At 72.3% G+C, this 17,503-nt stretch carries 15 protein-coding genes; all 15 read left to right on the top strand.

Features of this window, described 5'->3' with window-relative positions:
* Nucleotides 1–2: 2 nt before the first annotated feature.
* The 15 genes from ABZ801_RS11460 to ABZ801_RS11390 all read left to right on the top strand — a co-directional run bounded on the left by ABZ801_RS11460 (nucleotide 3) and on the right by ABZ801_RS11390 (nucleotide 17,440).
* Nucleotides 3–503, top strand: a complete 501-nt coding sequence (locus ABZ801_RS11460) for a phage tail protein (RefSeq protein WP_344955844.1) — start codon at nucleotides 3–5, stop codon at nucleotides 501–503.
* Between the two features lie 7 nt (nucleotides 504–510).
* Entirely contained in the window at nucleotides 511–1,404 is an 894-nt protein-coding gene (locus ABZ801_RS11455; protein ID WP_360696041.1) for a hypothetical protein, read from the top strand.
* 1,155 nt (nucleotides 1,405–2,559) lie between these two features.
* Entirely contained in the window at nucleotides 2,560–3,396 is an 837-nt protein-coding gene (locus ABZ801_RS11450; RefSeq protein WP_360696038.1) for a DUF4255 domain-containing protein, read from the top strand.
* Nucleotides 3,393–5,573, top strand: a complete 2,181-nt coding sequence (locus tag ABZ801_RS11445) for an AAA family ATPase (RefSeq protein ID WP_360696034.1) — start codon at nucleotides 3,393–3,395, stop codon at nucleotides 5,571–5,573. Before ABZ801_RS11450 ends, ABZ801_RS11445 begins: the two co-directional genes overlap by 4 nt.
* The gene (locus ABZ801_RS11440; RefSeq protein ID WP_360696031.1) at nucleotides 5,573–7,414 is read left to right on the top strand and encodes a DUF4157 domain-containing protein; all 1,842 of its coding nucleotides are present in this window, start codon (nucleotides 5,573–5,575) and stop codon (nucleotides 7,412–7,414) included. The genes ABZ801_RS11445 and ABZ801_RS11440 overlap by 1 nt, the downstream gene beginning before the upstream one ends.
* A 59-nt stretch (nucleotides 7,415–7,473) precedes the next feature.
* Nucleotides 7,474–8,121, top strand: coding sequence for a hypothetical protein (locus tag ABZ801_RS11435; protein ID WP_360696028.1), 648 nt, complete (start codon nucleotides 7,474–7,476; stop codon nucleotides 8,119–8,121).
* An 8-nt stretch (nucleotides 8,122–8,129) separates the two neighbouring features.
* The gene (locus tag ABZ801_RS11430; RefSeq protein ID WP_360696025.1) at nucleotides 8,130–8,672 is read left to right on the top strand and encodes a hypothetical protein; all 543 of its coding nucleotides are present in this window, start codon (nucleotides 8,130–8,132) and stop codon (nucleotides 8,670–8,672) included.
* A 10-nt stretch (nucleotides 8,673–8,682) separates the two neighbouring features.
* Nucleotides 8,683–9,813 carry a hypothetical protein gene (locus tag ABZ801_RS11425; RefSeq protein WP_360696022.1) on the top strand — a complete coding sequence of 377 codons (1,131 nt, stop codon included), beginning with the start codon at nucleotides 8,683–8,685 and terminating at the stop codon, nucleotides 9,811–9,813.
* A gap of 3 nt (nucleotides 9,814–9,816) precedes the next feature.
* Entirely contained in the window at nucleotides 9,817–10,608 is a 792-nt protein-coding gene (locus tag ABZ801_RS11420) for a phage baseplate assembly protein V (protein WP_360696019.1), read from the top strand.
* Nucleotides 10,609–10,614: 6 nt separating this feature from the next.
* Entirely contained in the window at nucleotides 10,615–11,001 is a 387-nt protein-coding gene (locus ABZ801_RS11415; RefSeq protein ID WP_360696016.1) for a hypothetical protein, read from the top strand.
* Complete coding sequence (locus ABZ801_RS11410) at nucleotides 10,998–11,387, top strand: GPW/gp25 family protein (protein ID WP_344955826.1); 390 nt, start codon at nucleotides 10,998–11,000, stop codon at nucleotides 11,385–11,387. Before ABZ801_RS11415 ends, ABZ801_RS11410 begins: the two co-directional genes overlap by 4 nt.
* A gap of 8 nt (nucleotides 11,388–11,395) precedes the next feature.
* The gene (locus ABZ801_RS11405; RefSeq protein ID WP_360696013.1) at nucleotides 11,396–12,988 is read left to right on the top strand and encodes a baseplate J/gp47 family protein; all 1,593 of its coding nucleotides are present in this window, start codon (nucleotides 11,396–11,398) and stop codon (nucleotides 12,986–12,988) included.
* Nucleotides 12,988–15,075: a hypothetical protein gene (locus ABZ801_RS11400; protein ID WP_360696010.1), complete on the top strand. Its 2,088-nt coding sequence runs from the start codon at nucleotides 12,988–12,990 to the stop codon at nucleotides 15,073–15,075. Before ABZ801_RS11405 ends, ABZ801_RS11400 begins: the two co-directional genes overlap by 1 nt.
* Entirely contained in the window at nucleotides 15,072–16,547 is a 1,476-nt protein-coding gene (locus tag ABZ801_RS11395; protein WP_360696007.1) for an IPT/TIG domain-containing protein, read from the top strand. Before ABZ801_RS11400 ends, ABZ801_RS11395 begins: the two co-directional genes overlap by 4 nt.
* A complete protein-coding gene (locus ABZ801_RS11390) occupies nucleotides 16,547–17,440 on the top strand; it encodes a hypothetical protein (RefSeq protein WP_360696003.1) in 894 nt (297 codons plus the stop codon). The genes ABZ801_RS11395 and ABZ801_RS11390 overlap by 1 nt, the downstream gene beginning before the upstream one ends.
* The last annotated feature ends 63 nt before the right edge of the window (nucleotides 17,441–17,503 follow it).

Here is a 17,503-nt window from a genome sequence, read left to right as displayed (position 1 = left end):
CCATGCCAAGGTTCACGGTCAACACCGACCGCTTCGACCCGTATCTCAACTTCAAGTTCAAGGTGATGCTGGACGGCCAGTACGTCGCCGGGTTGAGCAGGTGCAGCGCCCTGAAGCGGACGACCGAGGTCACCACCTGGTACGAGGGCGGCGACCAGGCGGGCCCGCGGCAGCTGCCGGGCAAGACCAAGTACGAGCCCATCACGCTGGAGGCGGGCATCACGTTCGACCGCACCTTCGAGGCATGGGCGAACGCCGTCCACAACTACCAGGGCGAGGCGGCGATGTCCCTGAAGAACTTCCGCAAGAACGTCAACATCGACGTCTTCAACCTCCAGGGCACTCTGATCCTGCGCTACCACGTCTACAACTGCTGGGTGTCGGAGTACCAGGCCCTGCCGGAGCTGGCCGCCGACGGCAACGCCGTGATGATCACGACGGTCCGGCTGGAGAACGAGGGCTGGGAGCGGGACGCGAGCGTCCGCGAGGAACCGGAGAGGTGACCGCGGAATGTTGTGCGTACTCCCCGGCGGCCTCGTCGACGAGGCGGGCACGGTGCACGACGAGGTGGAACTGCGCGGGCTGTCCGGACGCGAGGAGGAGCTGCTCGCGGGCGACGGCGGCGCCGAGACCTGCGCGGCCGCGCTGGTCACCGCGCTCCTGAGCCGCTGCGTGCGGCGGATCGGCGGCATCCGGCAGGTCGACGCCGACGTCACGCGCCGGCTGCTGGTGGCCGACCGGCAGTTCGTGCTGCTGAAGGTCCGGGAGGCGACGTTCGGCGAGCGGGTCCAGGGCAGCGTGCCGTGCCCCTGGCCGGACTGCGGCAGGCGCGTCGCCGTGTCCTTCTCGACGTCGGACGTTCCGGTCAGGGCCGCGCGGGACAAGGGTCCCGTCCACACGGCGGTGCTGTCGGCCGACGCGATGCCCGGGGCGGGGGACGCGGACCGCACGGTCGCCTTCCGGCTGCCGACGGGGGCTGACCAGGAGGCGCTGTCGGGGCTGCTGGAGGAGAACGAGGCGGCCGCGCTGACCGGGCTCCTGGCGCGCTGCCTCCTGCGTGTCGGCCCGGACACGAGCGTCGACGAGGAACGCGTCGCGCGGCTGTCGCCGTTGGCGCGGCTGGAGATCGAGCGGCGGATGGAGGAGGCGGCTCCCCGCGTGGACCTGCTCATGGAGGCGGAGTGCGCGCACTGCGGGCGCGCGTTCAGCGCCCCCTTCGACCCGCAGGGCTTCTTCTTCGGCGAGCTGCGCGCGACGGCCGATCTGCTGCGCCGCGAGGTGCACTACCTGGCCTACCACTACCACTGGAGCGAGCGGGAGATCATGGAGATGCCGCGGGCCCGGCGCGGCCGCTACATCGCCGTGCTCGCCGACGAGATCGAGCGGTCGAATGAGTGCGTCTGAGCCGCTGGGGCAGCGTCCGCCGGACTACCTCCTGGGGGTGCTGAGGGACGGCGCGGCGCGTTTCGTCTACCGCGGCACGGTGCGCGCGTTGCTCGGCGCGCCTGCGGGGGCACCCGTCGTGCCGTCTCCCGGCTTGGCCGTGGGGTGGTTCCCGCAGCCCGGGACGCGGCGAGCAGTCGACACCGGCATGCCGGTGCCTTTCGCGGACGCTCTCGAACGGTGGCCACGGCCTGCCGCCGACGGTGCGCCGACGCCGTTCATCGACGTGGCCGCGCCGCCGGACGTGGAGGGGGTGCCTTCGGCGGCGGACGAGGAATCTTCGGGGGACGTGCCCGGGGCGGCCACCCCCGGTCGGCCGGGCGGGACACGTGCCGAGCCGGTGCCCCGCGGCGAGGCAGGGAACGAAAGGGCGACCGACGACGGGCCGGGACGGGGCCGTGACCTGCCCTCGTCGCCGGGGGCGGATCGGCCGCCGGTCGCGCGCCGGGACGAGCCTGTCGAGCTGCGGGTTCCGGGAGTGTCGCGAAGGGCTCCAGCCGATCATGGGGTCGAACGCGTCTCCGGCCCGGACTCCCAGGGCCCGGAACCGCACCGCATGGCGAGCCCGCCCGAGCCGGGCCCCACTGCCGTGGCCGGGGTGCGGCTCGTCCCTATGGCCGCGCCTGCCCCGGGTTCTGCCGCCGCACCTGCCGGTTTCCGGGCCGAGCCGGGCCCTGGTGCTGGTGCCGGTCCGTCGAGGACGGCGGCCGGAAGCCGGGGGGCGGTCGCCGCCGTGACGGTCCGGTCGGCGACCACCGTGGCGGAGGCGGCGTTGGGGCGGGAGGTCCTACGGCGACCGGACGCGGCGTTCAGCGAACCTGCCGGGGCGATGCCGCCCCCGTCCGCTCCTCACCGCGTGGACGGTGCGCCGTCCGTCAGGGCGTCCAGCCGTCCCGCGTCGGTCGATGCGCCGCGTCCCCCGGCGGCCGTGACGGCACGGACGCCCGAACCGGCCCCGCCCGCGGCGGCTCCGAACCGGACGCCCCTGGAAGCGGCCGCCCCCGCGCCGCCCGTCGACGCCGCCGCACCCGTGTGGCCGGACGCCGGGGACCGGCCCCGCGCGGCCTACTGGGAGCGGCGCCTCGGCCACCTCCGCACGCGGGTCCGGAGGTGGCGATGAGCGCCAGCACCGCGATCGGCATGGTCAGCGAATCGCTGCAGGACATGCTCGTGACGGAGATGGCCGTCACGCCGAGCGTGCCGGTCACCGTCCTCGGACCGGACGAGCCCGCCGCCGACCGGCGCGTCAACCTGCTGCTCTACAAGGTCACCGAGAACCCCTTCCTGAAGAACATCGACTGGCAGGTGCGCCCCGGGACCGCGGACCGGCTGACGCCCCCGCCCCTGTCGCTGAAGCTGTCGTACCTGCTGACCGCGTACGCGCCGAACGACCCGTACACGGGCAACGCCACCGCGCACGCGCTGCTCGGCGAGGCGATGCGGGTGTTCCACGACAACCCGGTCGTCACCGACGAGTTCCTGGTCAGGGGGCTGCGGGGGGCGCCGGAGGAGATCCGGGTCGTGCACGTCCCGCTGGACCTGGAGGAGCTGAGCCGGATCTGGAGCACCTTCACCCGGCCCTATCGCGTGTCGGCCTGCTATGAGGTGTCCGTCGTCCAGCTCGACGCGAAGGGCACGGTGCACGCGCCGTCCAAGCGGGTGCGGCGGATCGGCGTCCCGGATCCGCAGGCACCGTTCCATCCGCCGACGGTGACGGCGATGACGCCGATGACCGGCCCACCGGGCACCGCCGTCCGGTTCAGCGGGGAGCACCTGTCGGGATGGCGGGCGGCGGTGCGGGTGACGGGCCGTTCCGTGGTCCAGGGGCTGGAGCTGACGGGCGACTCGTTCGACGTGACGCTGCCGGCGGGCCTGGAACGGGGGTTCCACGAGGTGCGCGTCGACGTCTCGGGCCTGTTCCGCCGGGTCTTCGCGTTCGAGGTGAGCCCATGACGCCGGCACCTGCCGAACCGTATCGCGGCGGCGCCGAGCATCTCGCCGACGAGCTGCGCTGGCTGGACGCCGTGCTGCGGCTGCGGACCGCGCGCTTCCGCCGGCGGCTCCAGGCGGCCCCGGGGGCGCAGGCGCTCTACATCTCCCACGAGGAGATCGACTGGCTCCTTGGCGACGGGGCGGCGTCCCCTGCGGGGCTCCCTTCGGGCGAGGAGGAGTTCCTGCGGCTCGAAGCCAACACGTCCGAGGCCCGCGTCCAGGAGCGGGTCCGCCGCACCGCCGAGGCCGGGTGCGACCTGCCGCTCACGCGCCTGACGCGGCTGTTCGGCCTCTCGCCGTTCGAGCGCCGCGTCGTCGTGATCTGCCTGGCGCCCGAACTCGACCGCCGGTACGACAAGATCTACGCCTACCTCCAGGACGACATCACCCGCAAGCGGCCGAGCACCGACCTGGTGCTCGACCTGATGTGCGACGACCGGGAGCAGTGGCGGACGGGCCGGGCCCTGCTCACCCCGCAGGCGCCGCTCCTCCGCCTCGGCATCCTGCACGAGACCGGCGATCCGGCGAACCCCTCGGGAAGCAGCGGCCTGGGACGGTTCCTCGGCCTGGACGGCAAGATCCTCGGGTTCCTCCTCGGCGACGACACGCTCGACGTCCGGCTCCAGGGGCTGGCACGCGTCGCCGAACCGGACGCCGGGCCCGCCGCGTCCGTGCACACGGCGATCGAGGAACGCACCGTCCGGCTGGTGGGGCACGGCCTTGCCCAGCACCGGGCCGACCGGCGACCGCTCGTCCTGTACCTGCACGGCCCGCGTGGCACGGGCAAGCACCGGCTGGCGCTCAGAGTGTGCGGATCACTGGGCCGCCGCCTGCTCGCCCTCGACGTGCCGACGCTGCTGCAGCGCGGCGCCGAGGCCGAGAACCTTCTCGCGCTCGCGGCGCGGGAGGCGCTCCTGGGGAACGCCGTCGTCTGCCTGGAGGACGCCGACGCGCTCATGACCGAGGACGCCCATGCCCGGCTCACGGCCGTCACCCGCCTGTGGTCGCCGCTGGTGATGCTCACCGGGGAACGTCCGCACGGCCGTCCCCGCGCGTTGCGCGACATGCCGTTCCACTCCGTGGAGCTGCCGATGCCGGGGGCTGGGCCGCGCGAGCCGGTATGGCGGGACAGCCTGGCGCCGTACCGGGTCCCGGACGCCTGGGCCGCCGAGCTGGCCGGGCGGTTCCGGCTCACGCCGGGACAGATCCGCGACGCGGTCGCCTCGGCGGCGCGTGAGGCGGCGGCCCGGGGCGGGCACGGGTTCGGGCTGGACGACCTGTCCCGCGCCGCCTGCCACCAGTCGCGGCACCGGCTCGGCGAGCTGGCCGTGCGGATCGAGCCCCGCGCGACATGGGCGGACCTCATCCTGCCCGACGACCGGTTCGCCCAGCTCCACGAGATCTGCGGCCAGGTGCGCCACCGGCACGAGGTCTTCGACCGGTGGGGCTTCGCCCGCGGGGCGAGCCGCTCCCAGGGCGTCAGCGCGTTGTTCTCCGGCCCGCCCGGATCCGGCAAGACGCTCGCCGCGGAGGTGATGGCCGCCGAACTGCGGTTGGAGCTCTACAAGGTGGACCTGTCGGGGGTCGTGAGCAAGTACGTCGGGGAGACGGAGAAGAACCTGTCCAGCCTCTTCCGGGAGGCGGAGAACAGCAACGCGGTCCTGTTCTTCGACGAGGCGGACGCGCTGTTCGGAAAGCGCACCAGGGTGTCCGACGCGCACGACCGTTACGCCAACATCGAGACCGGCTACCTGCTGCAACGCATGGAGGCCCACGACGGCGTCGTCATCCTGGCCACCAACCTCCGGGAGAACATCGACGAGGCGTTCACCCGCCGGATCCGCTTCGTCGTCGACTTCCCCTTCCCCGACGCCGAGAGCCGCCGCCGGATATGGGCCGGGCAGTTCCCCGACCAGGCCCCGGTCGGCCCGGACCTGGACCTCGACCGGCTCGCGCACGAACTGAAGATCGCCGGCGGGACCATTCGCAACATCGTGCTCAACGCCGCGTTCCTCGCCGCGGGGGACGGCCGCCGTATCGACCGGCGCCATGTCGGACACGCCATCCGGCGCGAGTTCGAAAAGATCGGCAAACGGTGGGACGGCCTCGAGACACGTGACGACGTGAGGAGGCGATGATGAACCTCGCCCGGACCACCCGCGACCGGCGGCGCACCGGCACCACCGCGCCGCCGCCCGTCCCCGCCGCCCACGCGGACCGCCACCACGCCGATCCCCGGCTGCTGCAGCGGCAGCTCGGCAACACCCTCGTCGCCGCGCTCTCCGGAGCGTCACACGGGCGGACGGGCAGGCCCCTCGACCCGGCGACCCGCGCTCTGATGGAGGCCCGCTTCGGCCACGACTTCGGCGCCGTCCGCGTCCACGACGGCCCGGCCGCCGCCCGCTCGGCCGCCGACCTGGACGCCGCGGCCTACACCGTCGGGCACTCCGTCGTGCTGGGCGGGGACGGGTACGCGCCCGGCACGGCCGCCGGGCGGCGCGTCCTCGCCCATGAACTGGCCCACGTCGTCCAGCAGGCCCCCCAGCCGACCACGGACGGACGGCGCGCGCCGTCGCCCCCGGCCGCCGCCGAGCGGGAGGCCCACGCCGCGGCCGAGGCCGCCGCCCTGGGACGGCCGTTCCGCATCCGCGAACGCCTCGCCCCCGGAACCCTCGCCCGCCAACCGGCGACGCCGTCCGCCGCCGACGTGGCGGCCGAGGACGACCGGCGGCTGGCCGCCCTGGGAATCACCCGCCAGCAGCTGATCGACTGGGCGACCCTCCCGAAGGGCGACTTCATCGGGAAGTACGGCCTCAGATTCTGGTGGAACTTCCCACGCGACCAGGTCCGGGCTTTGCCGGGGTCGTTGCTGCGACGCGTCCTGCCCCAGGAGGACCAGACGCTCTACCAGTGGCCGAGCGGCCGCGTGTCCACCATCGCCGACGAGAGGGCCGCCAGAGTGGCGGAGTACCGGCCGCCCGGCACCCCGTTGGCGGGCCTGACACGAGGCACCGCCCTCCTGGCCGGAGCCCGCCCCGAAACCGCCGAGGCCCTGGGAGAAGCCGCGGAACTGATCGAAGCCGGCCTCCCCATGGCCGCCGCCGGCGTTCTGCGAGCCAAAGCCGCGAGCAAGGCATCTCCGCGTCCCCCCGCCCCGCCACCTCCACCGGCACCCACCACGACCGCACCACCCGCACCTACCACCGCACCGCCAGCACCCACGACCGCACCACCTGCACCCACGACCGCACCACCTGCACCCACGACCGCACCAACGGCGCCCAGCACCACGACCGTACCGCCGGTACCCGCCACGGCTGTGCCACCGGCACCCGCCGCGCCACCCGCGCCCACCACAACGGCGCCGCCTTCTCCCGCACCCGCCGCGACCGCGCCGCCGGTGCCCGCGGCGGAGGCTAAGCCGGTGTACACGCCTCCTGAACGGCAGTTGCCGCCGCATGTCGAACCGCCGCCCGAGGTGCCTTTCGCGCGGAACGTCGCCAGCTACGGCGAGCGGGTGGTCGAGCCGGAAGTGCTCCGGCTCCGGCCGAGGGCCCGGCCGATGTCCGCGAAGGCCATCGGATTCGACGCCCATGAGGACGCCCGGGTCGTCGGGGTCACGACGACCCAGGAGCGCGGCACGACCGTCGTCGACGAGAGCATCTCGGGTGGGAACTGGATTCAGGTCAAGGGCGTTTCCGAGGCACGCGTCGACCTGGTCAGGAGGAACGTCGACGAATCGATGGCCAAGGCGGCCGATGCGTTGAAGTTCGCACGCCGCAACAGCTTCGAGAAGACCGGGCCGAAGAGCGCTTACCGCACCACCTACGCGGGCCCTCCGGACCGCATCACCATATTCCTCAGGTTGCGAAGCGGGCCCGTGACGGGGGAGCTTGACGCTGCCGCGAAGAAGGCCGTCGAAGATTCCGCGTACAAGTCGGATCTGCCCCCCGTCGACGTCTTCATCCTGGGTTACTAGACGGGGGGAGCATGCCTGACGGGTTCGTCAACCGGCCGCGGATCCTGCGGGGCGCGTTCGTGGAGTTCGGGTTGAGCCTGCCGCCGCTGATGGTGGTGTTCCAGTTCAATCCGGTGGAACTGAGCCGCAGCCGCAGCCTGCGGTTCGCGGCGCCGAGAGGTTTCCAGCCCGGGGGCCGCGGCGACTCGCTGCGGAGGTTCCACGAGCGCCACAGCGACCTGACCAAGCTGCGCGACCTGCAGGACGTTTCGGTCGCCGAGGAGAACATCGCCTTCGACATCCGGCTCGACGCCAGCGAGGGGCTGAACGAGGGCGACCCGGTCGCCGGGCGGTTCGGGATCTCGCCGCGGCTGTCGACGCTCGAACTGATGGTGCGGCCCAAGGGCGAGGGCGTCATCGAGCAGGGCCTGAGGGCGCTGGTCGGGTCGCCCGGCGGGTTCAGTTACACCAAACGGCCGAATCCGCCGCTGGTGCTGTTCGTCTGGGGACGCAAACGGGTGGTTCCGGTGAACATCAACGGTCTGGGAATCGTCGAGACCGAGTACAGCGCCGATCTCAGTCCCGTTCGCGCCACGGTTTCGGTGAGCCTGACCGTCATCGAGGGTAAGAGCGTCCCGCAGATGTACACGAACGCGATGAAGGAGGCGATGTCAATGGTGAATCTCGCCAATATCGCCGATGCCCAGAACGTAATGATCCCGGGGTAGTAATGGTGGTGTCCTCCAGGATCTCCCGTTATTACGGGCTTCCGGATGTGGTCGACCAGGATCCGCGGAAGCCCGGCCGCAACGTGGTCTCGACGGCTCTGCGCGTTCTGCCGGACGTCCACGGGACGTTCCAGCACACGATCGTGGACGGGGACCGGCTGGACCAGCTCGCGTTCCTGTACTACCAGCAGCCCGGGAAATGGTGGCGGATCTGCGACGCGAACCCCGAGTTCCTGTCGCCGCTGGAGATGCTCGGGCGCGGGCCGCTGCGCACGGTGCGCGTCCCGCTCGCCGTTCCCGCCGGCGGGCAGCCCGGGTGGGCCGCGCTGGCCGTCTCTCTCGCGGCCGAGCCCGGCGTCGAGCGGTTCCGGTTCGTGGACGATCCCCGAGCGGGCCAGGACCTCGCCGTCGTCGTCACCTACAACCGCTTCGTCGTCGGTGAGAGCGCCCTGAGAGGCCTGGCCGGGAAGGCGGGTTTCCGCGCGGAACCGCCGGAGGTCGTCGGGCGCGCGGGAAAGCGCATCACGGTGCCGCCGGACACGGCGCGTTGAGGGGGTGGCGATGCTCGTCGAGACCATCAAGATCGAGATCGACGGCCGGGAGGCCGCCGACATCTATCCGGACGTCACGAACGTCGAGGTGGAGCTGGACGACGAGCTCCCCGGGATGTTCCGCCTGCGGCTGCCGATGCTGCTGCGGCCCGACGGTTCCTGGACGTTCCTGGACGACGAGCGTTTCCGCGCCTGGACACCGGTGGTGATCTCGGTGGGTCTCGACGGCCCCCCGGAGGAGATCATCAGCGGCCACATCACGCACGCCAAGCCCACCTTCGACCCGGATCCCACGCGGTGCGTGCTCGACGTCTGGGGGCTGGACGGCAGCGTCCTGCTCGACCGCGAGGACAGGCTGACGGCCTGGCCCAACCGGAAGGACAGCGACATCGCGACCGAGATCTTCGGCGCGTACGGGCTGTCCAGCGAGGTGCAGGACACCGAGGTCGTCCATGACGACGCGGTCTCCACGATCATCCAGCGGGAGACGGACTGGCGGTTCCTCGGCCGTCTGGCCAGGCGCAACGGGTTCGAATGCTACGTCGAGGGCACCACCGGGCACTTCCGGGCGCCGCGGCTGGACCGGCGGCCGCAGGCGCTGCTGGCGGTGCACTTCGGCGACGAGACGAACGTCGACCGGCTGTCCCTGGAAGTGAACGGGATGACGCCGGCGAACGTCGCGATGCACCAATTGGAACGCGACACCAGGCAGGTGCTCAGCGTCACGGTCGACTCCGCCGACGAGCGGCGGCTCGGGGCGGCGGGCCCGCCAGCCGGGCCCGTCGCCGGGCCGGGATCCGGGCCCGCGACGCTCGTCCTCGGGCAGACCGTGACGACGGGCGCGGCCGAGATGACGAACCTGTGCCGGGGGATCTTCCGGCAGCAGGAGTGGTTCGTCACCGGCAGCGGAGAGGCCGCGGCGAACGAGCTGGGCGCGGTGCTGAAGCCGCGCGGGACGGTGACCGTCAAGGGGATCGGTGAGACGTTCAGCGGGGTCTACCTGGTCTCCCACGTCGTCCACTCCTTCTCCGAGGACGGCTACGTGCAGCGCTTCGAGGTCAAGCGCAACGGGCTGCTACCGACCGGCGCCGAGGACTTCGCGGCGGCGGGCGTGCCCGGCCTGCCGGGAGGGTCGAGGTAGGCGATGAGCACCACCGAGCGGATCCTCGCGGACCTGGTGGCCCAGGTGGAGAACAGGTACCACGGCAAGTACCGGGGCGTCGTCGTGGACAACGCCGACCCCGAGCGGCTCGGCCGGTTGCGGGTCCGCGTCCCCAGCGTCCTGGGCGCGGACGTGGTGACCGGGTGGGCGCTGCCGTGCGTCCCGTTCGGCGGGCACCCCGACCAGGGCTTCCTCTTCGTCCCCGACGTCGGCGCCGGGGTCTGGGTCGAGTTCGAGGAGGGCGACCTGGAGTTCCCGATCTGGGTCGGCACGTACTGGAGCAGACCGGGCCGCGACAGCGAGCTGCCCCGGCCGAACCGCGCCGACGGCGGCGTACAGCCCGGCGTCCAGGATCCCCCCACCCGCAAGATCATCAAAACGGCGAAGGGGCACACCCTGCAGTTCGAGGACGCCGACGGCGCCGAGACGGTCACCGTGGTGCAGGCCGCCGACGGCCATGTGATCACGCTGGACGGCGACGGCATCAAGCTGACCGACGGCAGGTTCGGCAACCGGATCACGCTGGACGCGCGCGGCGTCACGATCGCCGACCGCAGCGGCAACGAGGTGGTCGTCGACCGGTCCGGCATCCGGATCGGGGGCGGCGCCGCCGAGTCGCTCGTGCTCGGCACCAGCCTCGCGGCGGACGTCGCCGCCTTCGTGGCCGCCCTCAACACGCACGTCCACGTCGGCAACCTGGGCGCGCCGACCTCGCCGCCGACGGTGCCGCTGCGGTTGCGGGTGCCGCTGTCGACCAGGCACAGGGTGGAGTGAGCGGGGATGGCACTGCAGACCGGAACGGTGCACGCGGACTCGGGCATGAGCAAGGAGATCTACGACCTGCTCGACCGCCTGCTGTCGCCGCCGTTGCAGAAGGCGGTCGACGACGCCACCGGCGAGGCGAAGGTGAAGGCGCAGCAGGCGCTCGACGCGGCGCGCGACGGCTGGCGGAAGCTGGCGTTTTCCGTCGCCAGCGGGGTGATCGGTCACATCGTCGCGAACATGGAGGTGGCGGGCGTGCAGACGAAGGGGGACGTCGCCGCGTCGGTGTCCGGGTCGACGGGCCCCGCCCCGCCCGGACCCCATCCGCACACGGTCGCGCTCACCGCGACCCAGAGCGGCGTGACCTTCGTCCAGAGCAACGACGGCACGGGCAGGGTGAGATGAGCGAGCCGGCCGCCGCGCCCGCCACCGACCCCGTCACGCTGGCGTTCCCGTTCGCGACGACGCCGGCGGGCGGCATCCGCGCCGCCCGCTCGGACGACGGAATCCGCGGCGCGATCCTGCAGATCCTGTTCACCGCCCCCGGCGAGCGCGTCGAGCGGCCCGACTTCGGCTGCGGGCTGTTCGACCTGGTCTTCGAGCCGAACGACCCGATCCTGGCCGCCGCCATGGAGTTCACCGTCGGCCAGGCGCTGACGCGCTGGCTCGGCGACCGGATCGTGGTCGACGGCGTGGACATCGAGCCGGCGGGCGAGCTGGTCACCGTCGAGATCGCCTGGGTCAGGAGGGCCGACCGGGCCCGGCAGTCCATCCGCGTCCAGTTCAGATAGGAGAGCCCATGACCGGCATCCGGCGGGGCGACGGCCTGCCGAGCATCGACTACACGGCCCGCGACCGGGACGGCCTCCTGGCGGCGATGCGCGCGCTCATCCCCGACAAGCTGCCCGAGTGGACCGGCTACACCTCGGAGGCCGACTTCGGCAACGTCCTGCTGGAGCTGTTCGCGCACATGGGCGACATCCTCGGCTACTACCAGGACCGGGTGGCGAACGAGGCGTTCCTCGGCACGGCCCGCACGCGCCGCGGCGTGATCCAGCACCTGCGGCTCATCGGCTACGAGCTGTCCACCGCGGCCCCCGCCGTCGCGACCGTGGTGGTCAGCCTGCCGTCCGCCGCGCAGGGCCGGGTCGTCATCGACCGGGGCGTCGCGTTCGCCACCAGGAGCGGCAAGGACAGGCCGAGCGTGCGGTTCGAGTACAACGACGCCCCGAAGACGGTCGACCTGGCCGGGCTTCCCTCCGACGCCACCGGCCGCAAGCTGCTGACGCTCGTGGTGGAGGAGGGCAGGTTGGTCCGCGACGAGCTGCTGGGCGTGTCGGACGGCTCCCCCGGCCAGCGCTTCGCCCTGCACCACGCACCGCTCATCCTGCGTTCCAGGGCCGCGACCGGACGCGGCCCGCAGGACATCTCCCTGGTCACGCGCCTGGGAGGCGGGACGGTCGACTGGCGGCTGCGCGAGACGCTCGCGTTCAGCCATGTCACCGCCGCCGCGGGCGGGACGCAGCAGGCGCAGCGCGACTACGTCATCGAGATCGACGAGGACGACCGCGCCACCGTCGTGTTCGGTGACGGCCTGCTGGGCTCGATCCCGGACAAGGGCGCCGAGGTGCGCGCCACCTACCGCGTCGGCGGCGGCGCCGCGGGCAACGTCCCCGCCGGCGCGATCGGCACGATCGTGGCCGCGCCCGCGCCGCTGCTCGGCGCGAAGGTCACCAACCCGGAGCCCGCGGGGAACGGCGCCGACCGGGAGAGCATCGAACGGGCCGTCCAGCACGCCCCGGCGATCTTCCGTTCGCAGCGGCGGGCCGTCACCGCCGCCGACTACGAGGCCCTCGCCCTCGACTGCCCGGGGGTCGGCAAGGTGCGGGCCCGCCCGTCGAGCTGGAACACCGTGACGCTGTACGTCGCACCGGCCGGGGGCGGGCCGGTCAGCGACGTGCTGCGCGCCGACCTGCTGGCCTACTTCGAGGACCGGCGGCCGATCGCGACGCGCATCGAGATCGCGGCGGCGGCCTACGTCGTCATCGAGGTCACCGCGGAGATCGGTGTGCTGCCCTACTACTCCCGGGCCGACGTCGAACGCAACGTGCGGTCCGCGGCGGGGGCGCTGCTGGCCTTTCCCGCCGTCGACTTCGCGCAGCGGCTGTTCCTCAGCCGGTTCTACGAGGTCATCGAGGCGGTCGACGGCGTCCTGTACGTCAACGTGTCGCGGTTCCGGCGGGCGGACCGGCCGGCCGACCCCGACGACCCGGCGAGCCAGGTGGACCCGACCGGGGTGCTCGCGCTCGGCGAGTACGAGCTGCCCGTCGCGCCCGGGGACGCCGCCCACGAGGGCGGGATCCAGGTGATCGTGAAGGAGGGGGGCTTCTGATGCGTCTCCTCGGCCTGGCGGCCGTCGCGCATCCGGAGGGCAACCGGATCGACGTGCGCTGGACGCTCCCGGCCGCGCCCGCGTTCCCGCACGTGCGGGTGGTCCGCCGCGAGAGGACGCACCCCACGACGCCGAACCCGGCGTCGGCCGCGGACGGCACCGTCGTCCCCGTCACCGACGACGGCGGCTCGGCGGTCGACAAGGGGCTGCGCGGCGAGACGGTGTACTACTACGGCCTCTACCCGTACAAGAGCGTCACCGCGGACGGCCAGATCGTCATCGAGAACGCCGCCGAGCAGGTGGACCGCGCCAACCGGACGTCGGCGATGGCCACCTCGCCCGCCGGCCTGGCCGCGGAGATGTACGCGCTGCTGCCGTCGATCTACCACCGTTACGACACGGCGCCGCCGCCGCGCGTACCGCCGGGCATGCGGCCCGAGGACCGGCACCGAGGCGCGCTGCGGCGGTTCCTCGACCTGCCCGGCGGGCAGCTCGACCAGTTCTACGGGTACGCCACCGCGATTCTGGGCTTCCTCGACCTGGAGCGGGTGGACGGGGCGCTGCTGCCGTTGCTGGCCGACTGGATCGGCTGGCGCACCGACCACCGCCTGGAGTTCGGGGAACAGCGCACCGAGATCCGCAACGCGCCCGCGCTGTACCGGGCGGTCGGCCTCGTCCCGGTCATCGAGGCGACCGTCCAGCGGGTCGCCGGCGAGCGGAGCCGGGTCAAGGAGTTCGTGGACAACGTCGCGACCACCAACCGGCCCGCGCGCCTCACCCTCTGGCAGCGCACCCGCCGCCAGGGCTGGAGCGACGCGGAGCTGCTGTCGCTGGACGCCTCGTTCGGCGGACGGGCCGCCGTCGCCGCGCCCGCCGCCGGGCCGCCGCGGTCGTTCCATGAGCGGGAGCAGGACGGGCGCTTCCAGATCTGGTCCAAGGAACTGGGCGCCGCGGGGTGGACGGGCAGCGAGCCGCTCGCCGACGGGCCGCTGACGTACAAGGACCCGTCGGCCGCGGTCCAGGGCGGGAACATCGTGGTGTTCTGGAGCGCGTACGACGAGACCCGCCGCCGGTGGAGCATCCAGTCGCGCACGCGGCGGAACGGCGCCTGGTCCAAGACCGACACGTTCGTCCCGCCCGGCGGGAACGCCGACACCGACCGCCGCAAGCCGGTCGCCGTGGCCGACGCCTCGGGCCTGTGGCTGTTCTGGCTGGAGAAGGCGCAGGGGCGCTGGGTGGTGAAGTACAACCGCCACGACGGCACCCGCTGGCAGATCACCCCGTCACCCTCCGTCCCGATCCCGGCGGCGCAGACCCCGGCGGTGCTCGACGACGTCTTCGCGCTCTTCCAACCCGCGAACCCGCTCAAACCGCTCTGGTTGTTCTGGGCCGGGCAGGTCCCCGTCCCCGCGGACCAGGACCCCGCGTCGCCCCGGCAGACCCGCTGGACCGTGGCCTACAGCGTGAAGGCGGGCGTCGACCCAGCGGTCACCAACGACTGGAGCGACGTCCGCTTCCTGCCGAAGGGCAACGACGGCGACCACGACCGCGAGCCGTGCGCGCTGCCACTGGGCAACGGGAACCTGGAGGTGTTCTGGAGTTCCCACCGGGGTGGACGGTGGGCCGTGTGGCGCAACGTCCTGAACGTGGCCACGGGCGGCTGGGGAACGGCGGAGCGGCTCACGGACTTCCCGCAGCCCGCCCGCGCCCCGGCGGCGTTCACCCACGGCGACACCACGGTGCTCGTCTTCCGCTCCAGCCGCAGCCTGAGCTACCAGAGCCGCGTCTACAGCGCCACCACCACGGTCGACGCCCGCTGGTCCGGCACCCAGACCCTGCACGTCCGCGACACGGTCATGCCCGCCCTCCGGGGCACGTACGACGACTTCGGAACCTACATCCGTGACGCCGGCCGCGACGGCGTCCGCACCGACGACGACCGGTACGCCGCCGACACCGTCGGCGTGTACCTGCCCGCGGGCACCGACGACCAGCGCGTCTCGCGGCTGCGCCAGGTGCTGCGCGAGTTCATGCCCGCGACGAACAGGGCTGTGTTCGTCCACGATCCGGGGAGCGTCCGCCCATGAGCGACTTTTCCAGACCGCCGCAGGAGGAACTGGCCGCGAACCTCCGGCAGGGATACGTCGGCATGTACTTCGAGCAGGGCGTGCCGATCCTGGACCGCGACCTGAACCTGCTGCAGGACCTGATCGCCACGGCGGTGCGGTCGATCGTCACCCGGTACATCGGCGACGGGGTGCCCGCCGGGCGGCAGGGCTTCAAGATCCAGGCGATCCCCGCCGACAACGACTTCCGCGTCCTGGCCGGCGACCAGCCGCCGGGCACCTGCCTGGTGGGCGGCATCGAGGTGTTCATCGGCGCCGACGTCCGCTACGGCGCACAACCCGGAGTGCCACCGCTGACGACACCCACCACCGCCCAGGGCAACCCCCGCGTCGACACCGTGTACCTGGACGTCTTCCTGGCGTGCGTCGACGGCGCCACCGACGACAGGCTGCTGAACGCGGGCGACGTCGGCGTCCAGACCTCCGTGCGGCTGCGGCCGTCGTGGACGGTCCGGGTCGCCGAGAACGCCACCGAACCGCCCGCGCCGGCCCAGGGACACGCGCACTACGCGCTGGCGCAGCTGCGACGCGGCACGAACGTCGCCCAGATCCGGGCCGACATGATCATCGATCTGCGGCAGACCCGGCTGAATCTCGACCACGCCGAACGCCGGATCAGCATGATCGAGAGCCTGGTCGTCATGCCGCGGCTGCGGCCGTCGCCGAACCAGTTCAACCCGTCGAACATCGGTCCCGGCGGGGAGGTGACCATCTTCGGTCGCAATCTCGACCTGGAGCCCGTCACGGTGCACTTCGGCGCCTTCGCCGCCACGCCGGAGGACGTGGCACCGAACCAGATCAAGGTGCGGGCGCCGGCCGACGCCTCCGGCCGGGTGCCGGTAACGGTCACGACCGCCGGCGGCACGGTGACCAGCGAGGACCAGCTCACCATCCGGGAGGGCGGGCCCGCGCCGCAGTTCGCCGACCCGCCGAACGAGTTCACGCCGAAGGTCGGCGGCGCGGGCGCGGCCGTGACCCTGTTCGGCTCCAACTTCAACCTCGCGCCGGTGTCGGTCGAGTTCGGCACCGTGCCCGCGACGGACGTGCACCCCTCCCCCAACCAGATCGCCGTCTCGGTACCCCCGGGGGTGACCCAAGCCGTCAACATCACCGTCACCACCCGCACCGGCTCCGTGACCAGCCACGACACGTTCAGGGGCGGCGCACCCCCCGCCTTCGCGGCGACGGAACCGATTAAGCCGACACGCGGCGGGATCGGCGCGAAGGTGACGCTGTCGGGGACCAACTTCGACATCGAGCCCATCGCGGTCATGTTCGGCACCGTGCCCGCGAGGGAAGTGGTCAGCTTCACGGCGACCACCATCGAGACCAAGGTTCCGGTGGGCGCCCCGAGCCGCTGCAAGATCACGGTCAGCACGGGGGTCGGTGCGGTCGTCAGCACCCAAGATTTCAACGTCGTCGGGGGTGGATGATGGCGTTCCAGGTGTATCCCAAGGCGTCGGCGGGGCCGCTGACGGTGGCCGCCGGTGTGCAGAGTCCGTTGGTCACCTTCCAGGAACTGGCAGGAGGCCCCCCGGACGACCAGGTGATGTTCCTGCGCCTGGTCAAGCTGGCAGGAACCTGCGCACCACCCGGAGGGAACGCCCCGGGGATCGCACTCAGCGCCGCCGACGGCCCGCCGACGCAGATCTTGAAGTTTCCCGACTTCTCCACGATCCGGGACGCCAGGGGCACCCGCATCGCTGACGCCACCTGGGACGACCAAGGCGACGGAGTATCCCGGGTACAGATCTACCTCACCCGGCCGGGCAGCACATGGCGCCTGGGCATCACCAACAACGACACCGCCCTACGCCAATTCACCTGGGTCGTCGCCGACAACGACCCCGAGACCGCACAACCATGGCTCCACCTGCCACGAACACTGACCTTCGAGGCCGAAGTCAACAAGACGACCACCCGCACGGTGGACGTCCCCAACCTCGGCACCGGCAGACTGACCATGACTCCCGGCGGCCTGCCCACCGGCTCCAGATTCCGAGTGGACCTCCCTGCCGACATCACCCCCAACCACTGCGGAAAACTACGCGTAACCTTCACCGCCCCGTCATCAGCAGGCACCACCGAAGACCGCTACACAGCGAAAAGCAACGACACCCAGGCCACCGAATCCGACTACCACAACAACCAAATCCGCCTCACCGCACGAACGAGCAGTTCGGCTCCTCCACCCCCGCCCCCGCCTCCGCCTGATCCGCCGGATGGGTGGCCATGCCGCAGCTGCAGCTGTCGGAACTACGTTGCAGGTCCAAACCGCATGTGCAAAAAGTGCAATCACTCCCTCAGCCGCCACCTGCCCAAGTGAGAACCGGCGGCGATGCGCCCCATACGAGCAGCGAGCCTGCACGCGCTCACAAACCCCTGGACA

The organism is Actinomadura sp. NPDC047616 (genome assembly GCF_040642915.1).
GTDB classification, from domain to species: domain Bacteria; phylum Actinomycetota; class Actinomycetes; order Streptosporangiales; family Streptosporangiaceae; genus Spirillospora; species Spirillospora miaoliensis.
This window is presented reverse-complemented; position numbering and strand designations above follow the sequence as displayed.